The sequence below is a fragment of the Aureimonas altamirensis genome, from assembly GCF_023702225.1.
GTDB lineage: Bacteria > Pseudomonadota > Alphaproteobacteria > Rhizobiales > Rhizobiaceae > Aureimonas > Aureimonas altamirensis_B.
The window spans coordinates 291,308-317,126 of the sequence record NZ_JAMQCO010000001.1 but is presented as its reverse complement, the minus strand read 5'-3'; the positions used below and the strand labels follow the sequence as shown (position 1 = coordinate 317,126).

Sequence of the window (25,819 nt, the reverse complement as noted above, 5' to 3'; positions counted from 1 at the left end):
GGAGCGGCGTCATGAACCTGCATACCGCCAGAATGGAAGCCGCGCATACGGCGCGGGTGTCGCCGGCGCGTCTGGAGCTCTCGCATATCGTTCGTCGCTTCGACGGCGGCGGCGAGCCCGTCGAGGTGCTGAAGGACGTGTCGCTGGACATCGCGCCCGGCGAGTTCGTCGCCATCATGGGCCAATCGGGCAGCGGCAAGTCCACCCTGATGAACATACTGGGCTGCCTCGACAGGCCGACCTTGGGGCAGTACCGGATCGGCGGGCGGGATGTCGCGACGCTGACGGCGGATGCGCTGGCGGATTTGCGGCGCGACACATTCGGCTTCATCTTCCAGAGCTATCATCTGATCGCAGGGGCCAGCGCGGTCGAGAACGTCGAGCTTCCGGGAATCTATTCGGGCATGGCGGCAGAGGCCCGCGCCGCCCGCGCCGAGGGGCTGCTGACCGCGCTCGGGCTTGCCGACCGGCTGGATCACCGTCCCAACCAGCTATCCGGCGGCCAGCAGCAGCGCGTATCCATTGCAAGGGCGCTGATGAACGGCGGGTCGATCATCCTGGCCGACGAGCCGACCGGCGCGCTCGACAGCGCATCCGGGCGCGACGTGATGGCCCTCCTGCACCGCCTGCATGCGGCCGGCCACACGATCGTCGTCATCACCCATGACAGGAGCGTCGCCGACGAGGCCGAGCGCCAGATCGAGATCAGCGACGGGCGCATCGTCAGCGACAGCGGGCGCGTACCCGCCGAGGCGGCAGAAGCGTTCCCGGATGCACAGGCACATGGCGGAAGGGGCCTTTCGGGGTTCGGCGAGGCTGCGCGCATGGCCATGCGCTCGCTGTTCGCCAAACCGCTGCGCACGCTGTTGACACTTCTCGGCATGATGATCGGCGTCGCCGCCGTCATCGTCATGCTGGCGATCGGCAACGGATCGCGGCAGGATGTCGTGGACCGCATCAGCGCCATGGGCTCCAACCAGTTGCTGGTGCGCCCCGGGGCGCCTGGACAGAGAACGCCGGACGGCGTCACGGCAACGCTCGTGCCGGACGACGCGCGCGCGATCGCCGAACTGCCGAACGTCGCCCGCGTGGTGCCGGAGATACAGGGCGGCGTCACGCTGCGCGCCAACGGCGTGGACTATCAGTCCACGGCATCGGGTACATGGCCCGATTTTCCGGAGGCGCGGAACTGGCCGGTGGATACCGGCACCTTCGTGATGCCGCAGGACGAGGACAGCTATGCGCCCGTAGCCGTGCTCGGCCGGACCGTCGCGGAGGTCCTTTTCCCGCAGGGCCAGGATCCGGTCGGCCAGTATATCCTGGTCAACTCCAACCCCTTCCTGGTGGTCGGGACGATGAGCGAGAAGGGCGCGTCCCCTATGGGCAGCGACCAGGACGATATCGTCTTCGTGCCGTTGTCCACCGGTGGGCTGCGCCTGTTCGGCCAGCGGCACCTGCGCTCCATCTCCGTCGTGGTGGAGGATACGGCCCGTATCGACGAAACGCAGGCCGCCATCCAGGATCTGCTGGATACGCGCCATCGCGTCCGCGATACGACCATTCGCAACATGGCCTCGCTGCTGACGGCCGTCAGCGAAACCGCCTCGACCATGACGATCCTTCTCGGCTCCGTCGCGGCCATCTCGCTGCTGGTCGGCGGGATCGGCATCATGAACATCATGCTGGTCAACGTGACGGAGCGCACGCGCGAAATCGGCATCCGCATGGCGACGGGGGCATCGCGCGGCGATATCCTGCGGCAGTTCAATACCGAGGCCGTGGTGGTTTCGGCCATCGGCGGCGGAATTGGCTGCGTGATCGGCGTCGGCGTCGCTCTGGCGCTCCAGCGCTTCGGCATATCGGCGGTGATTTCGCCGGGACCGATCGCGCTGGCCTTCGCCTCGGCGTTCCTGTCGGGCCTCGTCTTCGGCTACCTGCCGGCCCGCAAGGCCGCCGCCATGGACCCGGCCGCGGCGCTATCAAGCTGACGGCGCATCGACCGCGAGCGTGTAACGCGCATACCGGCGTTCGCCGGTCCGGCGCATTGCGCCCTTGTTCACCAGATCCTGCAGATCGCGCGTGGCCGTCGACCGGGATGCATGGGTGATGGCGATGTATTTCTCCGCGCTCATGCCGCCCTTGAAGCCATCCGGCCCCTCGCGGAACATCCGGGCGACCACCTTGTGCTGGCGTTCGTTGAGCATGTCGCCAAACGCCTGCCGGAAGCGCGCTTTCTCTAAAATGAAGCCGATGCGCCGCAGCGTCGCGTTCTGTGCGTCAAGGATCGTCTGGCCAAAATAGACGAGCCACCCCGTTACATCGAGCCTGCGCTGATACCGCTCGAGATTGTCGTAATAGGATTTCCGATTGCTCTCTATCGTCTGGGACAGGGCAATCAGGCTCGGATGGCCTATACTCTGCGCAAGCGACTTTTCGGCAAGCGCGCGCCCGATGCGGCCATTGCCGTCTTCGAGTGGATGGATGCTTTCGAAATAAAGATGCGATAGGGCCGCGCGCGTCAGTGCCGGCATTTCAGCCGGGCCGCGGGGGCCCGTATCGTTGAACCATCTTACGAACCGGGCCATCTCCCGGGGAACGCGGTCGGAAGGCGGGGCCTGGAAATGGACCTTCGGTCGCTCCAGCGAGCCCGAGACGATCTGTATCGGCTGGGCATGCGTACGGTAGCCGCCGATGATCTCGAGGTGGCGGGCGCCGGCCAGCATCATGCCATGCCAGCGAAACAGGGTGGCGTCGTCCAGGGGGGCGGCGAAGCAGCGGTAGACATCCACCATCATCTCCGCAATGCCACGCTCCTTCCGGCCGCTCGATAGTCCATGCGTCGCAAGACCGAACTGCCGGCAGAGCGAGGATTGCACACTGGCCCGGTCGAGAACCTCGCCTTCTATCCTGGACGTCGTTATGGCCTCGTCGCTCAGGATCTGGATCCGGAGTTCCTCTCGGGCCTCGGCATCCATATGGCGGATGGTGCCGACCACCTCGCCGGTCGCGATAAGGAACGTGCGTTCGAGCGCAAGCACGGCCTCACCGTCGAAGGTGAAGTCCGGCCAGTCGTCGAATGTCCAATTCCATGCCATGGGCTATAGAAACCGTTCTCTATAGCTCGAATATAGATGTGTTGATGGGCTATAGAAAGGCCCTCTATGGCCCATCGACATCCCAAAGCCGGTCATAGACGGCACGGATCTCGGCCGCTTCGCGTTCCAGCGGGAAGTTGCGCCGGGCCGTTTCCAGCGATCGCTTCGCGCCGGCCCCCCGCATGTCGCCATCATCCATCCAGCGCGCCGTCGCCGCCACCAATGCCCGAAGCTCGTCCGGCGCGACGATCTCGCCCGCGCCGGGCGCGACGACATCGGAAAATACCCCCACATCGGCGGCAACCACGGGCACCCCGCTGGCCATCGCCTCCAGCGGCGTAAGACCGAAGCCCTCCCAGCGCTGCGGGGCCACGAACAAGTCCAGCGCACGATAATAGGGCGCGACGTCGGAGAACTCGCCGAGAAACAGGATACGGTCGGACAGGCCGGCAGCGGCCACCCTGCGTTTCAATTCCGCTTCGAATCCGGCATGCTCGGCCGTTGCCCGTCCGCACAGGATGGCCTGCCAGCCGGGGCGGTCCGGCAGGAGCGCGATCATGGCGTCGACGAAAAGATCGCTGCCCTTCTGGCGACGGATACGACCGAAGCATCCCACCGTCTTCAGGTCCGGAAGGCCAAGCGCGTGGCGAATGTCCTCGCCGTCGCCGGCAGGGCGGAACCGGTCGAGGTCGATACCATGCGTCACGACGCTGTGGGGAACGGAAAGGTAGGCGCCGCTGCGGCTGCTGGTTGCGATCACCGCGTCCATGCGCCCGATCAGCCAGCGCGTATAGGCCGTATGCCGTCGCTGCGAGGCCGAGGTAAACACGAGCCTCAGCGGCATGCGCAGCACATCGCGCATCAGGATGCCGGGCAGCATCTCCACATTGCGGCGCGCGTGCCAGAGGCGGAAGGGCCGGGTGCGCGGCCGCTTCCAGAGGCCTGCAAGCTGCCGGCCCCGCAACTTCGGCAGGGCCTTCGGTAGGCCCGGGCCGAAGGCCACGATGGGCAGGGACTTCGCCTGCAGCGGCACCAACTGGATGATGGTGGAGGTGACGCCCGACAGCCGCCGCTTGAAGTTAGGAGCGATGACGAGGATGTCGGACGTCCGCATGGATCAGGCCCAGCGAATCTCCAGCACCTCATAGGAACGCGCACCGCCAGGGGCTGCCACTTCCACCGTGTCGCCCTCGGACTTGCCGATGAGCGCGCGCGCGATGGGCGAGGAGATCGAGATGCGCCCGTTCTTCACGTCGGCTTCCTGCTCGCCGACGATCTGGTACACCTTCTCCTCGTCGGTATCCTCGTCCACCAGCTTGACCGTCGCTCCGAACTTGACCCGGTCGCCCGAAAGCTTCGTCACGTCGATCACTTCGGCGCGCGCCGTCAGATCTTCCAGCTCGGCGATCCGCCCTTCGTTGAGGCTCTGGGCTTCCTTGGCGGAATGATACTCCGCGTTTTCGGAAAGATCGCCATGCGCGCGCGCTTCCGCGATCGCCGTGATGATGCGGGGACGCTCTTCCTGCTGCCGGCGGCGAAGCTCTTCCCTGAGAGCCTCGAAGCCGCCCGTGGTCATCGGAACCTTTTCCATGCCGTCATTCCTTGCCCGCGGCGGGAGACGCTTCCGCCCCCGCATATCCGCGACCTGAATTTAAAAGAAAGACCGGCGCCCGAGGGCGCCAGCCTCAACAGAATCACTTCTGACCTACCGATCAAACACCCCGGAGGGGCGAAGTTCAAGCGGAGTGAAAGTATGACTGAAGTGCACGGACTTCAAGGTTGCCGGCCTTGAGCGCGGCGATCGCCTCGGCGGCGGCCACCATCCCGGCAAGCGTCGTATAATAGGGCACCTTGTGCATCAGCGCCGCGCGGCGCAGTGAGCGCGAGTCCGACAGTGCCTTGGCGCCCTCGGTGGTGTTCATGACCAGCTGGACCTGCCGGTTGCGGATGGCGTCCTCGATATGCGGGCGGCCTTCCAGCACCTTGTTGACGCGCTCGGCCCGGACGCCGTTTTCTTCCAGGAAGAGCTGCGTGCCCTTGGTGGCCGATATGGTGAAGCCGAGCTCCACCAGCCGGCGCACCGGCGCCAGGACGGCATCCTTGTCGCCGTCGCGCACCGAAACGAATACCGTTCCGTCCCGCGGCAGGTCCACGCCGGCGCCCAGCTGCGCCTTGGCGAAGGCCAGCGCGTAATCCACGTCGAGGCCCATGACTTCGCCGGTCGAGCGCATCTCCGGTCCCAGAAGCGTATCCACTCCGGGGAAGCGGGCAAAGGGAAAGACCGCTTCCTTGACGGCGATGTGCCTGAGGTTCTTGACGTCCGGCTTGCCGCCATAGGCCGCGAAGGCCTCGTCCAGCGTCTCTCCGGCCATCACGCGGGCGGCGATCTTGGCGACCGGCGCTCCGATCGTCTTGGCGACGAAAGGCACCGTGCGCGACGCGCGGGGATTGACCTCCAGCACGTATATGTCGTCACCCTTGATGGCGAACTGCACGTTCATAAGGCCGCCGACGTCGAGTGCGAGGGCCATCTCCTGCGTCTGCCGCTCCAGTTCGTCCGTTACCGGCTTCGACAGGGAGTGGACGGGCAGCGAGCAGGCCGAGTCGCCCGAATGGATGCCGGCTTCCTCGATATGTTCCATGATGCCCGCAACGAAGGTGGCCCGTCCGTCGCAAAGGCAGTCGACGTCCACCTCGATGGCGTCGGACAGGTAGGAGTCGATCAGCACGGGGGACTTGCCAGAAACGACGACCGCTTCCTTCATGTAGCGCTCGAACTGCGCGTCTCCGCGCACGATCTCCATTGCGCGGCCGCCCAGCACGTAGGAGGGGCGGATGACGACCGGATAGCCGATCCGGTCCACGATGGTGCGCGCCTCCTCGACCGAGCGGGCGATGCCGTTGTTGGGCTGGCGCAGGTTCAGCTTGTGCAGAAGTTTCTGGAAGCGGTCCCGATCCTCGGCAAGGTCGATCGCGTCGGGCGATGTTCCCAGGATCGGGATGCCGGCGGCTTCCAGCGCATTGGCGAGCTTGAGCGGCGTCTGGCCGCCGAACTGCACGATGACGCCCACAAGTTCGCCGCGCGCCTGCTCGACATGCAGGATCTCCAGCACGTCCTCGGCCGTCAGCGGCTCGAAATACAGGCGGTCCGACGTATCGTAGTCGGTCGATACGGTTTCGGGGTTGCAGTTGATCATGATCGATTCGAAGCCGGCGTCCTTCAGGGCGAAGGCGGCGTGGCAGCAGCAATAGTCGAACTCGATCCCCTGGCCGATGCGGTTGGGGCCGCCGCCGAGGATGACGACCTTGCGCTTGTCCGAAACCTCGGCTTCCGAGCGGGGCTGGCCGGCGAAGGGCGTCTCGTAGCTCGAGTACATGTAGGGCGTTGGCGACGCGAATTCCGCGGCGCAGGTGTCGATGCGCTTGAATACGGGGCGCACGTCGAGCTCGGCGCGCAGCGCCGCCACGCCGGCCTCCTCGGCGCCGGCCAGCCTGGCCAGGCGCGCATCGGAGAAGCCCATGGATTTCAGCATCCGCAGATTATCGGCGTCCTGCGGCAATCCGTGCTCGCGCACGCGGGCTTCCATGTCCACGATCTCCTGCAGCCGGTCCAGGAACCACGGGTCGATCTTGCAGGCCTGATGGATCTGAGCCTTCGGCATGCCGATGCGCAACGCCTGCGCCACCATGCGCAGCCGATCCGGCGTCGGCCGGCCGAGCGCCTCGAGTACGGCGTTGGTGTCGTCCCCCTCGCCGAGCCCGGGGATCTCGATCTCGTCCAGCCCGTCCAGGCCCGTTTCGAGGCCGCGCAATGCCTTCTGCAGCGATTCGGAGAAGGTCCGGCCGATGGCCATCACCTCACCCACCGACTTCATCGCGGTCGTCAGGGTAGGTTCGGCGCCCGGGAATTTCTCGAAGGCGAAACGCGGGACCTTGGTGACGACGTAATCGATGGTCGGTTCGAAGCTGGCGGGCGTCGCGCCGCCGGTGATGTCGTTCTTCAGTTCGTCGAGCGTATAGCCGACGGCCAGCTTCGCCGCGACCTTGGCGATGGGGAAGCCGGTGGCCTTGGATGCCAGCGCCGAGGAGCGCGACACGCGCGGGTTCATCTCGATGACGACGAGCCGGCCATCGGCCGGGTTGACGGCGAACTGCACGTTGGAGCCGCCGGTCTCGACGCCGATCTCGCGCAGCACCGCGATGGAGGCGTTGCGCATGACCTGATATTCCTTGTCGGTCAGCGTCAGCGCCGGCGCGACGGTGATCGAATCGCCCGTATGCACGCCCATCGGGTCGATGTTCTCGATGGAGCAGACGATGATGCAGTTGTCGGCGCGGTCGCGCACGACTTCCATCTCGTATTCCTTCCAGCCGAGGACCGATTCCTCGATGAGCACCTCGGTCGTCGGCGAGGCGTCGAGGCCGCCCTCGACGATCTCGAAGAACTCCGACCGGTTATAGGCGATGCCGCCGCCGGTGCCGCCCATGGTGAAGGACGGGCGGATGATGGCCGGCAGGCCGACATGCTCGAGCCCCTCGGCCGCGGCGCCCATGGCGCGCGCCATGTAGCGCTGCTTGCGGTCGGTCTCCGACAGGTTCCATTGCAGTTCCAGGTCGGCCAGCGCCTTGTCGCGCGCCGGTCCGGCCGGGATGTCGCGGATGATGTCGCCGCGCTTCTCCTCGTGGGCGAGGCGGTCGGCGTGCTTCGCCTCGGTCGCGTTGGCCAGGAAGGAGCGCGGCGTGGCGAGGCCGATGCGGGCCATCGCCTCGCGGAAGAGGGCGCGGTCCTCGGCCATGTCGATGGCGGCGGCGTCGGCCCCGATCATCTCGACGTCGTATTTTTCGAGGACGCCCATCCGCTTCAGCGACAAGGCGGTGTTGAGCGCCGTCTGGCCCCCCATCGTCGGAAGGATGGCGTCCGGCCGCTCCCTGGCGATGATGCGCGCGACGACTTCGGGCGTGATCGGCTCGATATAGGTGGCGTCGGCGAGGTCGGGATCGGTCATGATCGTCGCCGGGTTCGAGTTGACCAGCACGATCCGGTAGCCTTCCTCGCGCAGGGCCTTGCAGGCCTGCGTGCCGGAATAGTCGAATTCGCATGCCTGCCCGATGATGATGGGACCCGCGCCGACGATGAGGATGGTTTTGATATCGTTGCGTTTGGGCATTTGCGATCCGTCTCGTTCGTTCGTGCGCGAAGACACCCGCGCCGCATGCGGCCGGGGTGCTGGAAATCTCTGAGGTCTGGCTAAGCCCGCCTTATAGGTGAGGCAGCCGGTGGAAGGAAGGGGCAATCGCCCCTTTCCTCAGGCAGCCTTGCGGCGATGCTCGTCGATCAGGTGGAAGAAGCGCTGGAACAGGTAGTGCGAATCCTGCGGGCCGGGCGAGGCTTCCGGGTGATGCTGTACGGAGAAGACCGGCTGGTCCTTGAGGCGGATGCCGCAATTGCTGCCGTCGAACAGCGAGACATGCGTCTCCTCGACATTGCCGGGCAGCGAGCCGCGATCAACCGCGAAGCCGTGGTTCATGGACACGATCTCCACCTTTCCGGTGGTGAAGTCCTTGACCGGGTGGTTGGCGCCGTGATGGCCCTGATGCATCTTTTCGGTGCGGGCGCCGAGCGCCAGCGCGAGAAGCTGGTGGCCGAGGCAGATCCCGAACATCGGGATGCCCGTATCGGCCAGCGTCCGGATGGTGGATGCGGCATATTCGGCCGTGGCTGCCGGATCGCCCGGGCCGTTGGACAGGAAGATGCCGTCCGGCTTGTGGGCCAGCACCTCCTCGGCCGTTGCGGATGGCGGCAGGATGACGACCTGCGCGCCGTGCCCCGACATGAGGCGCAGGATGTTGCGCTTGGCGCCGTAGTCGATGGCGACGACGGTGTATGCGGCGTCGGGGTTGGCTGCATAGCCCGAATCCCAGGCCCATGGGCCCTCGGTCCAGACTTCGGCGCGGTCGGATGCGGCGTCGCGGGCAAGATCCAGCCCGACGAGGCCCGACCATTCGGCGGCCTGCCGCTGCAGCGCGGGGATATCGAAGACGCCGTCCGGATGGTGGGCGACGATGCCGTTGGGCATGCCCTTATCGCGAATCAGCGCGGTGAGGGCACGCGTGTCGACGCCCGACATGGCGACGACGCCGCGCGCCTTGAGCCAGGCGTCGAGGCCTTCGGCCGAGCGGTAGTTGGACGGGTCGGACACCGTGGCCCGGAAAATGGCGCCCACCGCGCCGACGGCGTTTTCGGGCACGAGATCCTCGAGGTCCTCGTGGTTGGCGCCGACATTGCCGATATGCGGGAAGGTGAATGTCACGATCTGTCGGGCATAGGACGGATCGGTCAGGATTTCCTGGTAGCCGGTCAGGGCCGTGTTGAAGCAGACTTCCCCCAAAGCCTCGCCGGTGGCGCCGATGCCTTCCCCCTCGATCACCGTTCCATCGGCAAGGACAAGGAGCGCAGTCGGTTTCCTGCGTGTCCAGCCTTCGCTCATCGCGATCTTCCTTCGTCTGCGCGGCATGGCGCACGTGCCGGGCGCTTTCGCTGCGCCAGCCCGTTCGCGATTGTCATGCCTGATCGTTTCGGTCGAGCTATGCATATCGCCGCAACCAGCCTCCCGCGCAACCCCTTGCGGACGGCCTGAGGCGATATTAATCAATATGCCCGAAACAAGGCGCTCCGCGCGGCCCCGCAGACGTCCGGCAGCGACAGTCACGAAAGATCCCGAAATGCGCGAATGCCTGGCGGCTGCGCTGGATGACGCACAATCCGGCAACGATCCGCAACGCCTGTGTACCCTCCGGCTGATCGCCACGGCCATAAAGGACAGGGATATCGCCCTGCGGGCCGAAGGGCGCGAGCGCCTCTGCGACGAGGAGATCGCGCGGCTCCTGCATCGCATGGCCTGCCAGCACGAAGAGAAGGCCACGGCGCTGGAGGCTGCCGGCGATGTCGGCCGTGCCGCCGATCAGCGCCGGCTTGCCGGCATCGTCGCCGAGCTCATGCCGCCGTCCATGGATGCCGGCTCGATTCTCGCGGCCTGCGAGATGGCGGTTGCCGAAACCGGCGCGCGCGGCCTGCGCGATATCGGCCGCTGCATGAATGCCCTCAAGCGCAAGCATGGCGCGGCATTGGACCTGCCTGCCGCCGGGGCGCTGGTGCGCGGCATGCTGAGCTGAGGCCCGGCCGCGCCTTCCATACTGTGGAAAGCTGTGGACAGCGGGGGGATTTCCCGCGGGGCGGCGGAATGTCTGGATTTGTCCGGCGCTCCGGCCGATATGTCTGCTATGAGGTTTCCCCCGCACTTCCTTGAAGAGATCAAGAGCCGCATCCCGATCTCGGAGGTCGTCGGCCGGCGCGTCGCCTGGGACCGCCGCAAGACGCAAGCCGGCAAGGGCGATTACTGGGCATGCTGCCCTTTCCACGGCGAGAAGACCCCGTCCTTCCACTGCGAAGACGCCAAGGGGCGCTACCATTGCTTCGGCTGCGGCGTGTCGGGCGACCATTTCCGTTTCCTGACGGATCTCGAGGGAATGAGCTTTCCCGAGGCCGTGGAGCGCCTCGCGGGCGAGGCGGGGCTGCCCATGCCCGAGCGCGACCCGGAGGCCGAACGCCGTCAGGAGGTGCGCGCCAGCCTGATCGACGCGCTGGCCATGGCGCGCGACTATTTCCGCCAGTCCCTGCAGGAGTCCGATGGCGCCAAGGCGCGCGCCTATCTGCGCGACCGGGGCATCGGCAGTGCGGCGCAGGCAGCCTTCTCCATCGGATATGCGCCGGACAGCCGGTCGCGCCTCAAGGAATATCTGGCCGGCCGCGGCGTCGGCCGCGCCGAGATCGAGGCGGCCGGCCTGGTCGTGCATGGCGAGGGCATCGCCGTTTCCTACGACCGGTTCCGTGACCGGATCATGTTTCCGATCGACGACGCGCGCGAAAAGGTGATCGCCTTCGGCGGCCGCGCCCTGTCGCCCGGCGCGCCCGCCAAATACCTCAACTCTCCGGAGACCGACGTCTTCCACAAGGGCGCGACGCTCTACAACCTCGCCCGGGCGCGCCGCGCCGCGCGGGACGGCGGCACGATGATCGTGGTGGAGGGGTACGTCGACGTCATCGCCCTGCACCAGGCGGGGATCGGCCATGCGGTCGCGCCGCTGGGCACTGCGTTGACAGACCGCCAGCTCGATCTTCTGTGGCGTACCACGCCGGAACCGGTCCTGTGCTTCGACGGCGACGCGGCGGGCGTCAAGGCGGCGCAGCGCGCCGCCGACGTGGCGCTGCCGCTTCTGAGGCCCGGCCGCTCGCTGCGCTTCGCCCTGCTTCCGGCGGGGCAGGATCCGGACGACCTCGTCCGGGAAGGGGGGGCGGACGCATTCCATGCGGTGCTGGGGGGCGCGCGGCCGCTGGCGGACATGCTGTGGACACGCGAAACGGCCGGCGGCGTCTTCGATACGCCCGAGCGGCGCGCCGAGCTGGAAAGCCGCCTGCGGACGCTCAGCCGCCAGATCGCCGACGAAAGCGTGCGGCGCCATTACCAGCAGGATCTCCAGGAGCGCCTTTCGGCGTTTTTCGGGCCGCCGCCCGGCCAGGGGCGGGGCGGCATGCGCCGCAGCGAGCCGGGCGGGCGGAGCGGGCCGCGGCCGGGTGCGCCGCGCCGCTCGGCCGTGTCGGATCGCCTGATCCGCTCCGGCCTCGCCTCCTCGGCCGGCCGGGCGAACCTGGGCTCGATGCGCGAGGTCGGCATCGTCGTCGGCTTCATCAACCATCCATTGCTGATCGCGGAGGCCTTCGACTATCTCGCAGAGCTGGAGCTGCCCGAGGGGGAGCTGTCGCGTCTTCGTTCCGTGGTGCTGGACGTGGCGATGACGGCTTCGGCGCTGGACCGGCAGGCGATCCTGTCGGCGCTGGAAGCGCGCGGGCTTCGCGGCGTCTTCGACGGGCTGGAGGCGCGGGTGCGCGCCAACAGGGACTGGATGTTCCTGGCGGAAGCGGCCGTGGAGGATGCGCGCGAGGCGCTTCGTCAGGCGCTTCACTTGCAGCATCGCCAGCGTTTCCTACATAGGGAACTCCGGAACGCGGAAGCGGCCTTTGCCGCCGAGCAGACGGAGCAGGCTTATGCGCAGATCGTCGCGATCAAGCAGGAAATGGACAATCTTGCCGGTACCGAGGCGTTGATCGACGGATTCGGGCTGCTGTCCGGCCGTCCGGCCCGCAGCATCTAGGCGCCATTCCTGTTTTTTCGGCGCATGGCCTTGACTCCAAAGGATGAAATCGAAAGAGACGATGCTCATAGCGGCATCTTCGAAATTGTGGATTGGTATAATTGGCGTAGCCGGGCGTTTCGTGAGCGAATCGCCGGAGCTGCAAGTCGGGCGGTTTCGGCCGCATGTCCGGTTCATCGAGAATTTACCGCCTTGGCGCTAGTCAGGTGGCGGTTCGCCGGGCGCGACTGACGCGAATTGGAGAGATACGCGAATGGCGACTAGGGTCAAGGAAAGCGAAGCGGCCGTCGAAGAGCGTCCGGAGACGCCTGACAGTCCTCTGCTGGACCTGTCGGATGACGCCGTCAAGAAGATGATCAAGGCCGCCAAGAAGCGCGGCTTCGTCACGATGGAAAAGCTCAATTCCGTCCTGACGGCGGATGACGTGACCTCCGAGCAGATCGAGGACACGATGGCCATGTTGAACGACATGGGCATCAACGTCGTCGAAGAGGACGAATCGGAGGAATCCGAGGAGCGCGACACCGAGGAGACGAGCACCGAGGTCGCCGAGGTCGGTACCGGAAGCGCCGTCGCCACCACCCAGAAGCGCGAGGCCGGCGACCGGACCGACGATCCGGTGCGGATGTACCTGCGCGAGATGGGCTCGGTCGAGCTTCTGTCGCGCGAGGGCGAGATCGCCATCGCCAAGCGCATCGAGGCCGGCCGCGAGACGATGATCGCCGGCCTGTGCGAGAGCCCGTTGACCTTCCAGGCCATCATCATCTGGCGCGACGAGCTGAACGAAGGCAACATCATGTTGCGCGAGGTCGTGGATCTCGAGGCCACCTATGCCGGCCCCGAGGCCAAGATGCCGGCCGCACCCGCCCCGACAGGCGAGGAGGCCCAGCCCGAGCCGGAGCCCGCCGGCGGCGGCGAAGAGGAAGACGAGGACGACGACCTCGAGAGCAACATGTCGCTCGCGGCCATGGAGGCGGAGATCCGCCCCCAGGTGATGGCGACGTTCGACCTCGTCGCGGACAATTACAAGCGCCTGCGCAAGCTGCAGGACCAGCAGGTCGAGAACCGCCTGGCGGCGCAGGGCACGCTGTCGCCCGCCCAGGAGCGCAGTTACCGCAAGTTCAAGGAAGACCTCATAGCGCAGGTCAAGTCGCTGTCGCTGAACCAGAATCGTATCGATGCGCTGGTGGCGCAGCTCTACGATATCAACAAGCGTCTCGTCAGCAGCGAAGGAAAGCTGTTGCGGCTGGCCGAGGGCCACGGCGTCAAGCGCGAGGAATTCCTGAAGAGCTACCACGGCGCCGAGCTGGATCCCAACTGGACCCGCCATATCGCCAACCTGTCGGGCAAGGGCTGGACGAAGTTCGCCCAGGGCGAAAAGGAAAACATCCGGGGCCTGCGCCAGGAGATCCAGAACCTGGCAACCGAGACGGGGCTGGAGATCACCGAATTCCGGCGCATCGTGCACATGGTGCAGAAGGGCGAGCGGGAGGCGCGGCAAGCCAAGAAGGAGATGGTGGAAGCCAATCTGCGGCTCGTCATCTCCATCGCCAAGAAGTACACCAATCGCGGCCTGCAGTTCCTGGACCTGATCCAGGAGGGCAATATCGGCCTGATGAAGGCCGTGGACAAGTTCGAGTACCGGCGCGGCTACAAGTTCTCGACCTATGCGACATGGTGGATCCGGCAGGCCATCACCCGCTCCATCGCCGACCAGGCCCGCACCATCCGCATTCCGGTGCACATGATCGAGACGATCAACAAGATCGTGCGCACCAGCCGCCAGATGCTGCACGAGATCGGCCGCGAGCCCACCCCGGAAGAGCTGGCCGAAAAGCTGGCCATGCCTCTGGAAAAGGTCCGCAAGGTGTTGAAGATCGCCAAGGAGCCGATCAGCCTCGAGACGCCGGTGGGCGACGAGGAGGATTCGCATCTGGGCGACTTCATCGAGGACAAGAACGCGATCCTGCCCATCGATGCCGCGATCCAGGCGAACCTGCGCGAAACGACCACGCGGGTGCTGGCTTCCCTGACCCCGCGCGAGGAGCGCGTGTTGCGCATGCGCTTCGGCATCGGCATGAACACGGACCATACGCTGGAGGAGGTCGGGCAGCAGTTCTCGGTCACCCGTGAGCGTATCCGCCAGATCGAGGCGAAGGCCCTGCGCAAGCTCAAGCATCCCTCGCGCTCCCGCAAGCTGCGCAGCTTCCTCGACAGCTGAGCGGCCCTTTCGCGGCAATGGACATGACGTAGGCCGGGCCCAGCGCCCGGCCTTCGTGTTTCGCAGGTGAACGCCGGCTGAACATGCCCTTCCGCATCGGTTCAGTGGGCGCGGTGCAAGGTTGCGTTCGAAAGCCCGGACAGCCGGGCAGAACAGACCTTGAAGGAGGCCTCACCATGTTCGGCAAAATCATCCGTTCCGCAATGCTGACCCTGGCCCTGGCCGGCGGCGCGACCGCGGCGTTCGGCGGCATGGCGGGCATGTCCGCCGCCGCGCAGGAGGTGCGTATCGGCGTCGGCGTCGGCCCGGTCATCCAGGTTCAGGACCGAGGCTACGACCATCGTCACGACCGCTGGCGCGAGCGCGAGCGCGGCGGCTGCGATGCCCGCCAGGCCTTGCGCAAGGCCGACCGCATGGGTGTGCACCGCGCGCGCGTCGTGGACGCCGGCCGCCGCACCGTAACCGTCGCCGGCCGCGACCGTGGGGGCCGCACCTTCGTGCGCTTCGCCAATGCGCGCGGTTGCCCCGTGATCGGCCAGCGTTGACGGCCTCCCGTCACGCGCATGGCTGCCATGCGCGTGACGGACTGGCTCGGCGCCCGCCGATATGCGATCAACATTGCCAGCGGGCAACCTCCTCCCAGCCCGCAACATTAAGAGCCCGCCCGGTCCTCCCCCGGTGCGGGCTTTTCTTTTTGCCGGGAACCTATTCCTCAATCACCAGTTTCAGCGTTAATGTTCGTTAACCGCCGGTCGTGTGTGGCGGTCCTGTTGAGGAAAGGCGTACCCAGATGAGGAAAGTTGCGATTGCCGGCTGTGCGGCACTCTTGATGGCGGTGGCGGGTTGCCAGTCCGTCGATCGGGACATAGCGGCTCCGGCCGCAATCGGCGGACTTGGCGGCGCCGCCATCGGCGCTGCGGCATCGGGAGATCTTGGCGGTGCATTGATCGGTGGCGCACTCGGCACCGCTGCAGGTGCGTTGATCGGCTCGGCGAGCCGCCCCAACGAATGCGTCTACCGCGACGGTAACGGACGTCGCTACGTGGCGGCATGCCCGCGCGGCTATCGCGGATGACGCGATGTCCTTCGCGATGGCGGGCGCTGATGGCGTTTGGCCTTTTGGCCGGCAGCTGGGCCATGGCTCCGCTGCCGGCAGGCGCCACACCATCGGTGCGGCCCGCTCCGGTCGAAACGTCATCGCGGCCCGTGATCCTTGCCCAGACCGATTTTCGGCAGATCATGCGTGGCGTGCAACGGCGGGAGGAATGGCGCAATCGCGGTGGCCCGCGCCATTACGACCGGCGTTATGACCGTGACAGACGCTTGGAGCGCGACCGCCGCCGCTACGAACGCGACAGATGGGAACGCCGTGGTCCGCCTGCGGCCTTCCGGGGCCTGAGTGCCCATCAGGCTGCATGCTCCCGCCGGTATCGGACTTACGATCCGCGCACCAACACCTACTTTATCCGGCCGGGTGTGCGCGCCGTCTGTCGATAGGGCCATGAAAGACAATTCATGCGAGGCCGCCTGAAATCCTTCAGGCGGCCTTTCTCATGCCCGGCTGCCTTTCTTGCCGCCGGCGATGGTGATGATCGCGATGATGATGAGCCCGGTGACGAGCAGCCTGAGCCCGGCGCTGACGCCATAGGTGTTGAGCATCGTGACGAGCAGGTACATGAACAGCGATGCGCCCCACAGGCCTGAAACGTTGGCCTGTCCCCCTGCGACGGACGTGCCGCCGACGACGACCACGGCGATCGACGCCAGCAGATACTCTTCTCCCATGTTGAGAGAGGCGCCGCCGGAAAAGCCCGCCAGGACGGCGCCGCATAGCCCTGCCAGGGCGGCCGAGAGCACATAGGTGGCCCATCGGACGCGATCCACGCGGATGCCGGCAAGGCCCGCGGCGCGGCTGTTCTGGCCGATGGCGGTGACCGACCGGCCGTACACCGTCCGGTGAAGAAGCACTGCCATCGACAGTGTCAGGAGGAGGGTGGCGATGGCGAGGATCGGGATGCCGGCGATCCGCCCGGTCGCGAAATCGGCGAAGGCCGATGGCGGACGTACGCGCAGGCCGCGCCCGAAGGCGATGGCGCTCGACATGACGAGGAAGCTGGCCGAAAGGGTTGCGATGATCGGCGGGATCGAAAGAAGGCGGATCAACCCGAAATTGAAACAGCCGACCGCCGCGCCGACTGCGAGGGCAGCGGCGATGCCGGGCAGTATCATGGCGTTCTCTCCATCCATCACCCGCATGGCGACGGCCCCCGCCAGCGCGATCGTCGCCGGTATGGAAAGATCGATATTACCGGGGCCGGTGGTGATGACGAACATCTGGCCGAGGCCCACGATGACATACATCGTGGCGAAGGTGAGCGCCGTCGTCAGCACCTGCCCGGACCCCGCGCCGCCGGAGGCGGCGACGGTGGCCAGGAAGATCACCGCCGCCCCTGCGAAGGAGAAGGCCGATGGGACGCGCTGGCCGACATCCCGGATTGCGGAAAGGGCGCTCATGCGGATTTCCTTTCGGCGCGGTTGACGAGAGCGCGCAGCGCCAGCACGAGGATCAGGATGGCGCCCTGGGCGCCGATCTGCCAGTCCGGAGAGATGCGCAGGAAGGCCAGAAGCGAACCCGCCAGCGTCAGGGTGAGGGCGCCGATGACGGCCCCCACTGGAGAGATCCGCCCCCCGGTGAACTCGCCGCCGCCGAGGATCACGCCCGCGATGGACAAAAGCGTGTAACGCAGCGCGATATTGGCGTCGGCCGAAGTGGTGAGACCCACCAGCGCCAGCCCCGCCAGGACGCCGAAGAAGCCCGCCAGCGCATACATCGACATCCGTACCTTGAGCAGCGACCAGCCGGCCCGCGCCATCGCCTGCGGGTTTCCGCCTGCGCCGCGCAAGACGGTGCCGACGGAAGAGCGCATCAGGAACAGGTGCACCGCCACGGCGAGCGCCGCGCTGGCCACCAGCGCGAACGGAACGACGGGCGTGCGGAATTTCACGATGGCCTGCAGCCAGGCCGGGGCGGTGCCGCCGGGCGATGGGAGGATCAGGACCGCCGCGCCGAGCCAGACGAACGACATGCCCAGCGTCACCACGATGGATGGCAGGTTGCGCCATTGCACCAGCGCGCCCACCAACGCGTAGACCGCGATGCAGCCGGCCAGGGCCGCGACGCCCACGAGCGGAGTATCGTTCAGAAGCGTTGCCCCGATGCAGGCCACGAACGAGACGAAACTGCCGATCGACAGGTCGATGTCGTTGATGGCGATGATGAACATCTGGGCGATGGTGGCGAGCGCGATGGGCAGCGCCAGGTTGAGCATCAGGTTGAGGCCCATGAAACTCATGGCCCTCGGCTGGATGATGAAGATCGCAGCCAGAAGCAGGGCAAGGGAGACGGGCGGAAGAAGCGCCCGCATGACGCGCGGCGATGTCGGGTCCAGGCTCACGCCGCATCCTCCGTGAAGGAGCTCTGCAGCACGCGGGCCTCCGTCAGTTCGCCGCGCGGCATGTCCGCGACGATCCGTCCGGACCGGAAGACATAGGCATGGTCGCAACTCAGCAACTCGTCGAACTCCGTCGTGTACCAGACAAAGGTGCGACCGCGCGCAGCCTCGGCGCGGATCAGGGCGTAGACATCCTGCTTGGTGCCGATATCGACGCCGCGCATCGGGTCGTCCATCAGGATGATGTCCGCGTCGGATGCGAGCGCGCGGGCAAACAGCGCCTTCTGCTGGTTGCCGCCCGACAGTGTCAGGATGTTGTTGTCCATGTCGGGCGAGCGGATGCCGATTCGCGTGCGCCAATCCGATGCCATGCCGGCTTCCGCGGCCTTGTCGATCAACCCCATCCTTCGAAGGGCCGGGAGCGAGCGGACGGTAATGTTCTGCCCGATGGACCACAGGGGAAAGACGCCGTCGCTCTGCCGGTCTCCTGCGACGAAGGCGACTTTGCCCGACAGCCGCGCGAAGCGGGAGCCGCGTGCCCCGGCATTCTGCATCAGCACCAGAAGCGCCGTCTGGCCATGTCCGGCCAGGCCGGCCAGGCCGACGATCTCGCCCTTGTGCGCTTCGAGGCGCCTGTCGTTGCCCTGACGCGGCGGCGCTGCCGTGGCGACCACCGGTCCGGTCCGGGCCTTCGTCTGCGGCTCGGCATGCGCGGCCTCCGACACGACATGGCCCATCGCTTCGACCAGCGATATCCTGTCGAATTGCGCGGCGGGCCGCAATTGCGTGATCCGGCCATCGCTCATCACGGCGATCCGGTCGCATGTGGCCAGGATTTCGCCCAGTATATGAGAGATCAGGACGACGCTGCCGCCGCCATCCACGAAACGGCGGACATGCGCCAGCAACTGCGCCGCCACGGTCTGGTCGAGCGAAGAGGTGGGCTCGTCCAGGATGATCAGCCGCGGCGCCGCGTCGGACACGGCAAAGACGATGGAGATTTCCACCATCTGGCGCTGGCCGAGCGCCAGATCGGACAGGAGGTCGTCCGCGCCGATACCATGACCGGGAAAGATCGTATCCAGGCTGCTGCGCGACAGGGCCGCGGCGCGGCGACGCCAGCCGTAGCCCTTCAGGGATGGATGCCGGATGCGCATGTTCTCTGCGACCGTCAGGTTGGGGCAGAGCGACAGTTCCTGGAAGACGCATCGTATGCCGGCGCGATTGGCGGCGGCGACGCCGAAGCCGTCCGAAACCGGCATTCCGTCGATGGCAAGCTGGCCTTCGTCGGGCGTTACGTTGCCGGCCAGCACCTGCATCAGCGTCGACTTGCCGGCGCCGTTATGCCCGGCGAGCCCGATGCACTCCCCTCGCTTGAGGTCGAGGCCGACGCCGCCCAGCGCCTTGACGGCGCCGAAGCTCTTGGCGATTGCGCGCAGCGAAACCAGCGGCACCGGGCCCCTGTCGTCCATTGCAGTCATGATGACATGTCCGTCCGTCTCATCGGGCCTTCCGCGTGCGGCAGATGCCGCACGCGACGCTGCAAAGCGCTCACTTCGCGTCGGCAATGACCTTCCGGGCGTCTTCCAGCGTATATTCCACGTTGGCGACGCCGCCTTCCTGGGTCGTTTCCAGTGCCTTTTCGAGGCCCGCCTGGTCGATCGCCAGGAAGGGCACCACGAGATCCTTGGGCACGTCCTGCCCGTCCAGGATCTGCTGGGCAACCCAGAAGGCTAGGGTGGAGACGCCCGGGGCGATGGAGACGGACATCGTCTCGTAGCCGTTCTCATCTTTCTGCTGCTTCCACCAGAGAAGCTCGTCCTGCCTGTTGCCCATGATGATGGTGGGCGTGTCGCGGCCGGCGGCCGCAAAAGCCTCCGCCGCACCGAAGCCGTCGCCGCCCTGCGTCACAACGCCGACGACCTCGGGTATCGAGGGTAGCACACCGGCCACGGAGCGCTGCGCGACGGTCTGGGTCCAGTCGCCCTGCACCTCGGAGACGATCTTGAAATTCGGATGCTTCTCCACGCCCGCCGCGATGCCCTCGTGGATCTCCGAATCGACCGACGTTCCAGGCAGGCCACGGATTTCGAGCAGGTTGCCGCCGTCCGGATAGCGGCCGGCGAGATAGTCGAGCTGGTCGGAACCCATCTTTCGGAAGTCCACCGCGACGCGCCATGCGCAGGGCTCCGTCACGATGCCGTCGAACGAAACGACGGTGATGCCGGCGTCGCAGGCTTCCTTGACGGCACCGTTCAGCGCGGTCGGGGATGCCGCGTTGATGACGATCGCATCGTAACCCTGCAGGATCATGTTCTGGATCTGCGCAGCCTGCTCGGTCGCCTGGTTCTCGGCCGTCGTGAAGGCGTCGGCGGAGGCGACGACGCCGTCGGCGACTGCCTTTCCGGTGACGGTCTTCCAGCTTTCCAGCATGGCCTGCCGCCAGGAGTTGCCGGCATAATTATTGGAAAGCGCGATCGCCTTGTCGGCGGTTTCGGCGCTGGCGGCCAGCGGCGTGGCCAGAAGCGTGGCGGCCGACAACAAAAGGATGTTGCGTCTGATCATGGGTTCCTCCCGGTTCGAATGCGTCGCGCGGCCTCCCGTACCTGGCCCTGGACACCGAGTGTCCGGCCGCGACCCGATGCGAAGTCTTTCCGCTCCTGCGGTTCCTGTCCAACCCTTTCATCGCAGATGCTTTGCGGGTTCGCGCAAGTGGCGTGCCAAGGGCCGGCCGATTAGCGCTAGGATGCGCGTTGGCAGGGCAAGCGAAAGGTGTTGCGCTGGTTCCATGGCGACGATGCGATACAGCGATGCGGCGGAAGAGGTGCGGCGGACGGCGAGCCGCCCCGCCATGCGGCACGAGGCCGTGTTCCGCCACCTCCTGCGCATATCCCGCGCCATGGCCGGCAGGCTGGATTTCCAGTCGGCCATCCAGGCCGTCTCGCACGAGATGCAGGAGGTGCTGCCGCACGACCATCTGGACGTCTGCATCGTGCATCGCGACATGCATGTCGCCTACGAGGCGGGGCTGCATACGGATTGGGGGCTGACGCCGGCCATGCACCCGGTGATCGGCAGTCCGATCCGCGACCTCCTGATGGGCGCGGAGCCCTTCCTCATCAGCGACGACGCCGTGAACGACCCGCGCTTCCGCTTCGACGGGGCTTTCAGCCACCCGATCCACGACCAGAACCTGCGAAGCCGGCTGCACGTCCCGCTGATCGTGCATGGCGAGATCATCGGGGCGCTGTCCTGCTCGAAGCACGATACCGGCTATTATCGCCGCACCGACATTCCCCTGGCGCAACATCTGGCCGATACGCTGGCTCCGTATCTTTACGCCTTGCGCGCCGCCGAGGAGCTTCGCCGTTCCGCCATCGAGGAGGCAGCCGTACGCGCCCGTGAGGAGGGATTGCGGGAAGGGGCCCTGCGGCTGACCGAGGAACTGGAACACGAGCGACAGCGGATCGGCATGGACCTGCACGACCAGACCCTGGCGGACCTGACGCGGATCGAACGGCGTCTGGCACGGCTGGAAGCCGTCGACGATGCCCGCAAGGGCGAGATCGCGGCGCTGTCCGGCGCCCTGCAGCGCTGCATGGCGGGCTTGCGCGAGATCATCGACGATGCCCGGCCCAACATCCTGGAACTGTTCGGTTTCGCCGACGGGGTGGAGGATTTCCTGCAGCGCGCCCTCGGCGATTCCGGAAGCGGTATCGAGGGGCGCTTCATCGACCGAAGCGCCCGGGCCGTCGACAGCCTGGCGCCGGCCCTGCGCATCGCTTTGTTCCGCATCGTCCAGGAGGCCGTCAACAACGCGGTACGACATGCCGAGCCGTCGCATATCGAAGTGGAGGCGGAGGTGCGCATGGTGCCCGGCGGGGGGCATGCCTTGTATATCTGCGTCCGCGACGATGGGGTGGGCTTCGATTCGCCCCTGCGCCGCCGACGTGCCGGCGGCATCCGCAACATGCAGACGCGGGCGCGGCTGGTCTCCGCCGAGCTCGAGATCGAGCGGCGGAGCGACGGGAGGGGAACGCAGGTCACCCTGTCGCTGGCTTTGGAGGAGAATGCCCGATGGAGGTCTTGATCGTGGAGGACGATGCCGTCCACCGGGCGTTCCTGCGGGATGTCATCGCTGCAGCCCTGCCCGACTCCACCCTGCACGAAGCGTCGGACGGGGAAGAGGGCGAGGCGGCGGCCCGGCGCCTTGGGGCACGCAACGTGGTGGTGGACCTGCAGATGCCCAGGCGTACCGGCGTCGACATGGCCCGTACGCTTTGGCGCGAGCGGCCGGACACGGCAATCATGTTCTGGTCCAACTATGCCGACGAGGCCTATGTGCGCGGCGTGTCGCGCATCGTGCCTCCCGGCGCCGCCTACGGCTATGTCCTGAAATCCGCCTCCGAGGAGCGCCTCACTTTGGCGGTGCGCGGCATCTTCGTGGAAGGGCAATGCGTCATCGACCGCGAGATCCGCACCGTGCAGCAGAAGGCCGCCAGCCATTTCGAGGGCCTTTCGGACGTCGAATACGAAATTCTGGTGGATGTTGCGCTGGGCCTGACGGACCGGCTGATCGCGGAGCGGCGGGGCCTGTCCCTGCGCAGCGTCCAGAACCGGCTGCAGCAGGTCTACGACAAGCTCGGCATCTACGGCGAGGACATGCCCGCCGAGGCGATCAACTTCCGGACGCGGGCCGTCAGCCTTGCGCTGCTGCGGCGGCTCATCAACCGCTCGGGCCTCGAGGAAGCCGAGAGCGACCTTGCACGCTGGTTGAAGGGCCGGTCCCGCCGGCCGTAACCGTCTTGCGCTGTTAAGGCCGGGTCGTTATCTTACGGTCGTCTTACTTCGAGGGCGAAATATGCCGGACCGATCTTACACCGTCGTTTCGACGAAGGGGCAGGTCATCCTGCCCAAGGCCATTCGTGAGCGGCGCGACTGGCCTGCTGGAACTCGCCTCGTGGTCGAAGAAACCGCCGATGGCGTTTCTCTTCGGGCAATGGATCCATTTGTGCCTACCACGCCGGAGGATGTTTTCGGCATGCTGCCGTATCGCGGACAGCCGAAAACGCTGCGCGATATGGATGCGGCGATTGCGCAGGAAGTGCGCCGGCGTCATGCGCGCGATTGATACGAATATCCTCGTACGATATCTGACCCGCGACGATCCGGACCAGGCCTTGCGTGCCCGGCGATTGATCGAAGCAAACAGGATCTTCGTTCCCGTAACGGTCATTCTGGAAACGGAATGGGTCCTCCGCAACGCTTACGGGTTTCCTTTCCGGGACGTGGCCCATGCGTTGCGTAACTTCTGCGGACTGGAGAACATCAAGATCGAAAGTGCGGAGCTGGTTTTTCGCGCGCTTGCCGATGCAGACGCCGGAATGGATTTCGCCGATGCGCTCCATCTCTCGCAAGCAACGCATTGTGAAGAGTTCTGTACATTCGATCGCAAGCTCATCCGGCGTGCCCTGGCTGCCGGCTACGATCGGGTCCGCGAGCCATAGGCGGCTACCCGGACAAGGCGTGCGTGCGGAAGAGCTCGATCGCCATCGCGTCCGCATGCTCGCGGTGTGACTGCAGCAGCCGTGCAGCCAGGAACTCGTCTCCCGACAAGAGGCCGTCCACCAGGCGGCGATGCTCCACATTGGAGCGGACGGGCAGGGGGCGATACGGAACGATAGCCATTCGCGCCCGAAACTGCTCGGCCCAGTAGGTCCGCAACGTCGCCCGCAGGCGGTCGTTGCCGCTGGCTTCCGCGATCGCCGAATGAAACGCGTCGTCGAGTTCCGACCAGCCGGCGATATCCTCCCTCTCGGTCGCGCGCTCCATCGCCGTCATCAACTGGCTCAGCCGCGCATGCACGCCGGGCGCAAGCCCTTCACGCGCGACGATCCGGCAGGCCATCGCCTCGAGCGCCGAAAACACTTCGTAGATCTGCGTCAGATCCTGCAGCGACTGCCGGCGCACGGTCATGCCGCGGCGTGGGCGGATGTCGATCAGATGTTCGCCCTCGAGCATGATGAGAGCTTCGCGCACGGGCGTCCGGCTCATCGACAGGAGCGAGGCGACCTCCGATTCGAGAAGGGTCGTTCCAGGCGCCAGATGCCCGAGCAGGATCCGTTGCCGCAGGCTTTCGTAGGCCCGCTCGCGTGCCGACGCCGTCCCCCGCTGCTCGTGCTCGACCCTCGTCATCGGTGAACTTCAATCCACGATGTATACGTTGACAAGATGCTACGTACTAAGGATAGTTCTTGGCAAGAGGCCGGAACAGGCCCGCAGGAAACGGTCAGCGGCCACGAGCCGCCAACAATGTATCCATTGAATGGATGCATGGGAGGTATCATGTTCAGACGCACATTTCTCGCATCGTCGATCCTGGCTTTGGCGGCAGCCGGCGTTCTTCCGGCAGCGGCCCAGTCGGATTATCCGCAGCGTCCGATCCAGATGATCGTGCCCTGGGGCGCCGGCGGCGGAACCGACGCAGTCGGTCGCATCGTCGCGACGCTTCTCCAGCAGGAGCTCGGCGTGCCGGTCAACGTCGTCAACCGCACCGGCGGCTCCGGCGTGGTAGGGCATAGCGCCATCGCCAATGCGCGGCCGGACGGCTACACGATCGGCATCATGACGATCGAAATCGACATGATGCACTGGATGGGCCTGACCGAAATGACCTACGAGGATTTCGATATCCTCGCCATGATGAACGCCGATCCGGCGGGCCTGATGGTCTCTGCCGATTCACCCTATCAGGATGCGCCGGCTCTTCTGGCCGCCATCAGGGAGCAGCCCGCCGGTACGTTCAAGGCATCGGGCACCGGGCAGGGCGGGATCTGGCATCTCGGCCTGGCCGGCTGGCTGCTGTCGCACGACCTTGCGCCGGATCATGTCACCTTCGTTCCCAGCCAGGGAGCCGCTTCCGGAATCACCGACATGGTGGCCGGCGGCGTCGATTTGATTCCCTCGTCGCTTGCCGAAGGCCGCGCCATGATCGATGCGGGCCGGGTCAAGGCGCTCGGCACCATGTCGGAGGAGCGCCAGGAGGCCTTCCCCGACGTGCCGACCATCAGGGAATCGCTGGATTCCGACTGGACCCTGTCCGTCTGGCGCACCGTGGCCGCGCCCAAGGGGCTTCCCGACGACGTGAAGGGCAAGCTCGAGGCCGCGCTGGAGAAGGTCTACAACACGGACGAGTACCAGAGCTTCATGCGCGATCGCGGATTCGGCGTCCGCTGGGCCGGTGGTGCGGAGGCCACCGAGATCGTCGCGCAGGACGACGCGACGCTCGGAGAGGTGATGAAGAAGGCCGGGCTCGCGAAATAGCGAGCCCTTCGCCACGGCCATTCCGGGGTTCAGGACAAGATGATCAGATTGAGCGAATTCCAGCTCGGCGTCCTTACCGCCGTGCTGGCCGCGGGGCTGCTCTACGGGTCGAGCGCCTTTGCTCCCATTCCGGGGCAGGACTACGGCGCCGGGACCATGCCGCGGCTGATCGCCTGGTGCGGGATCGCACTGGGCATCTACATGATGGCGTCCAGCTTCAGGACGCTGCCCGCCGCGCTGAAGCCGCATCTGGCGCAATGGACGCGGTCCCGGCGCTCGATGCTGTCGGCGCTGGCGGTGCTTGCCGTCATCCTGTTCTATATCTTCTTCTCCGAGATACTCGGCTTCATCCCCACCAGCTTCATTGGCCTTTTCGCCCTGATGCTCGCGCTCGGCAGCCGGCCGCACGTCGCGGCGCTCGCCAGCGCCGCGACGACGCTCGCCATCTACTACGCATTCTCGCGCATGCTCCTGGTGCCGCTGCCGCGCACCGAATGGCTCTCGTTCCTCGGGTGATC

The 25,819-nt window shown here is 66.3% G+C and carries 23 protein-coding genes; 13 read left to right on the top strand and 10 right to left on the bottom strand.

Going from position 1 to position 25,819, the window contains the following annotated elements:
- Nucleotides 1-11 precede the first annotated feature (11 nt).
- The gene (locus tag NDN16_RS01525; RefSeq protein WP_251111848.1) at nt 12-1,988 is read left to right on the top strand and encodes a MacB family efflux pump subunit; all 1,977 of its coding nucleotides are present in this window, start codon (nt 12-14) and stop codon (nt 1,986-1,988) included.
- Here the strand turns inward: NDN16_RS01525 and NDN16_RS01520 are convergent.
- The 5 genes from NDN16_RS01520 to carA all read right to left on the bottom strand — a co-directional run bounded on the left by NDN16_RS01520 (nt 1,980) and on the right by carA (nt 9,583).
- The gene (locus tag NDN16_RS01520; protein WP_251111847.1) at nt 1,980-3,095 is read right to left on the bottom strand and encodes a Fic family protein; all 1,116 of its coding nucleotides are present in this window, start codon (nt 3,093-3,095) and stop codon (nt 1,980-1,982) included. The genes NDN16_RS01525 and NDN16_RS01520 overlap by 9 nt on opposite strands.
- A gap of 64 nt (nt 3,096-3,159) precedes the next feature.
- Complete coding sequence (locus NDN16_RS01515) at nt 3,160-4,209, bottom strand: glycosyltransferase family 4 protein (RefSeq protein WP_251111846.1); 1,050 nt, start codon at nt 4,207-4,209, stop codon at nt 3,160-3,162.
- A 3-nt stretch (nt 4,210-4,212) separates the two neighbouring features.
- Entirely contained in the window at nt 4,213-4,686 is a 474-nt protein-coding gene (gene greA / locus NDN16_RS01510; protein WP_251111845.1) for a transcription elongation factor GreA, read from the bottom strand.
- A 145-nt stretch (nt 4,687-4,831) separates the two neighbouring features.
- On the bottom strand, nt 4,832-8,263 hold the full coding sequence (gene carB, locus NDN16_RS01505; RefSeq protein WP_251111844.1) for a carbamoyl-phosphate synthase large subunit: 3,432 nt from the start codon (nt 8,261-8,263) through the stop codon (nt 4,832-4,834).
- A 138-nt stretch (nt 8,264-8,401) separates the two neighbouring features.
- On the bottom strand, nt 8,402-9,583 hold the full coding sequence (gene carA / locus NDN16_RS01500) for a glutamine-hydrolyzing carbamoyl-phosphate synthase small subunit (protein ID WP_251111843.1): 1,182 nt from the start codon (nt 9,581-9,583) through the stop codon (nt 8,402-8,404).
- Between the two features lie 235 nt (nt 9,584-9,818).
- On the opposite strand from carA, the gene NDN16_RS01495 reads away from it, so the two are divergent.
- The 6 genes from NDN16_RS01495 (at nt 9,819) to NDN16_RS21020 (ending at nt 16,023) form a co-directional block, all read left to right on the top strand.
- Nucleotides 9,819-10,268: a GatB/YqeY domain-containing protein gene (locus NDN16_RS01495; protein ID WP_251111842.1), complete on the top strand. Its 450-nt coding sequence runs from the start codon at nt 9,819-9,821 to the stop codon at nt 10,266-10,268.
- A 108-nt stretch (nt 10,269-10,376) separates the two neighbouring features.
- Nucleotides 10,377-12,305 (top strand): DNA primase, encoded by a 1,929-nt coding sequence (gene dnaG / locus NDN16_RS01490; RefSeq protein WP_251111841.1) that lies wholly within the window; start codon nt 10,377-10,379, stop codon nt 12,303-12,305.
- 253 nt (nt 12,306-12,558) lie between these two features.
- Entirely contained in the window at nt 12,559-14,526 is a 1,968-nt protein-coding gene (gene rpoD / locus NDN16_RS01485; RefSeq protein WP_251111840.1) for an RNA polymerase sigma factor RpoD, read from the top strand.
- A 176-nt stretch (nt 14,527-14,702) separates the two neighbouring features.
- Nucleotides 14,703-15,071 (top strand): hypothetical protein, encoded by a 369-nt coding sequence (locus tag NDN16_RS01480; protein WP_251111839.1) that lies wholly within the window; start codon nt 14,703-14,705, stop codon nt 15,069-15,071.
- 245 nt (nt 15,072-15,316) lie between these two features.
- A complete protein-coding gene (locus NDN16_RS01475; RefSeq protein WP_435301030.1) occupies nt 15,317-15,601 on the top strand; it encodes a hypothetical protein in 285 nt (94 codons plus the stop codon).
- Nucleotides 15,577-16,023 carry a BA14K family protein gene (locus NDN16_RS21020; protein WP_353050182.1) on the top strand — a complete coding sequence of 149 codons (447 nt, stop codon included), beginning with the start codon at nt 15,577-15,579 and terminating at the stop codon, nt 16,021-16,023. The genes NDN16_RS01475 and NDN16_RS21020 overlap by 25 nt, the downstream gene beginning before the upstream one ends.
- A gap of 54 nt (nt 16,024-16,077) precedes the next feature.
- Here the strand turns inward: NDN16_RS21020 and NDN16_RS01470 are convergent, their stop codons facing one another.
- From NDN16_RS01470 to NDN16_RS01455, 4 genes are all read right to left on the bottom strand, one after another.
- Nucleotides 16,078-17,040 carry an ABC transporter permease gene (locus NDN16_RS01470; RefSeq protein ID WP_251111838.1) on the bottom strand — a complete coding sequence of 321 codons (963 nt, stop codon included), beginning with the start codon at nt 17,038-17,040 and terminating at the stop codon, nt 16,078-16,080.
- On the bottom strand, nt 17,037-17,981 hold the full coding sequence (locus tag NDN16_RS01465; RefSeq protein WP_435301029.1) for an ABC transporter permease: 945 nt from the start codon (nt 17,979-17,981) through the stop codon (nt 17,037-17,039). Before NDN16_RS01465 ends, NDN16_RS01470 begins: the two co-directional genes overlap by 4 nt.
- Nucleotides 17,978-19,450, bottom strand: a complete 1,473-nt coding sequence (locus NDN16_RS01460) for a sugar ABC transporter ATP-binding protein (RefSeq protein WP_251112079.1) — start codon at nt 19,448-19,450, stop codon at nt 17,978-17,980. The genes NDN16_RS01465 and NDN16_RS01460 overlap by 4 nt, the downstream gene beginning before the upstream one ends.
- A gap of 79 nt (nt 19,451-19,529) precedes the next feature.
- Nucleotides 19,530-20,543 carry a substrate-binding domain-containing protein gene (locus NDN16_RS01455; RefSeq protein WP_251111837.1) on the bottom strand — a complete coding sequence of 338 codons (1,014 nt, stop codon included), beginning with the start codon at nt 20,541-20,543 and terminating at the stop codon, nt 19,530-19,532.
- Between the two features lie 286 nt (nt 20,544-20,829).
- Here NDN16_RS01455 and NDN16_RS01450 point away from each other — a divergent pair, with 286 nt between their 5' ends.
- From NDN16_RS01450 to NDN16_RS01435, 4 genes are all read left to right on the top strand, one after another.
- Complete coding sequence (locus tag NDN16_RS01450; RefSeq protein WP_435301039.1) at nt 20,830-22,068, top strand: GAF domain-containing sensor histidine kinase; 1,239 nt, start codon at nt 20,830-20,832, stop codon at nt 22,066-22,068.
- The gene (locus tag NDN16_RS01445) at nt 22,056-22,778 is read left to right on the top strand and encodes a response regulator transcription factor (RefSeq protein WP_251111835.1); all 723 of its coding nucleotides are present in this window, start codon (nt 22,056-22,058) and stop codon (nt 22,776-22,778) included. The genes NDN16_RS01450 and NDN16_RS01445 overlap by 13 nt, the downstream gene beginning before the upstream one ends.
- A gap of 61 nt (nt 22,779-22,839) precedes the next feature.
- The gene (locus tag NDN16_RS01440) at nt 22,840-23,109 is read left to right on the top strand and encodes an AbrB/MazE/SpoVT family DNA-binding domain-containing protein (protein WP_251111834.1); all 270 of its coding nucleotides are present in this window, start codon (nt 22,840-22,842) and stop codon (nt 23,107-23,109) included.
- Nucleotides 23,063-23,485 (top strand): type II toxin-antitoxin system VapC family toxin, encoded by a 423-nt coding sequence (locus NDN16_RS01435; RefSeq protein ID WP_353050180.1) that lies wholly within the window; start codon nt 23,063-23,065, stop codon nt 23,483-23,485. Before NDN16_RS01440 ends, NDN16_RS01435 begins: the two co-directional genes overlap by 47 nt.
- Before the next feature lie 4 nt (nt 23,486-23,489).
- Here the strand turns inward: NDN16_RS01435 and NDN16_RS01430 are convergent, their stop codons facing one another.
- Nucleotides 23,490-24,173, bottom strand: a complete 684-nt coding sequence (locus NDN16_RS01430) for a GntR family transcriptional regulator (protein ID WP_251111833.1) — start codon at nt 24,171-24,173, stop codon at nt 23,490-23,492.
- A gap of 150 nt (nt 24,174-24,323) precedes the next feature.
- On the opposite strand from NDN16_RS01430, the gene NDN16_RS01425 reads away from it, so the two are divergent.
- Nucleotides 24,324-25,301: a tripartite tricarboxylate transporter substrate binding protein gene (locus NDN16_RS01425; protein ID WP_251111832.1), complete on the top strand. Its 978-nt coding sequence runs from the start codon at nt 24,324-24,326 to the stop codon at nt 25,299-25,301.
- Nucleotides 25,302-25,340: 39 nt separating this feature from the next.
- Complete coding sequence (locus tag NDN16_RS01420; RefSeq protein ID WP_251111831.1) at nt 25,341-25,817, top strand: tripartite tricarboxylate transporter TctB family protein; 477 nt, start codon at nt 25,341-25,343, stop codon at nt 25,815-25,817.
- The last annotated feature ends 2 nt before the right edge of the window (nt 25,818-25,819 follow it).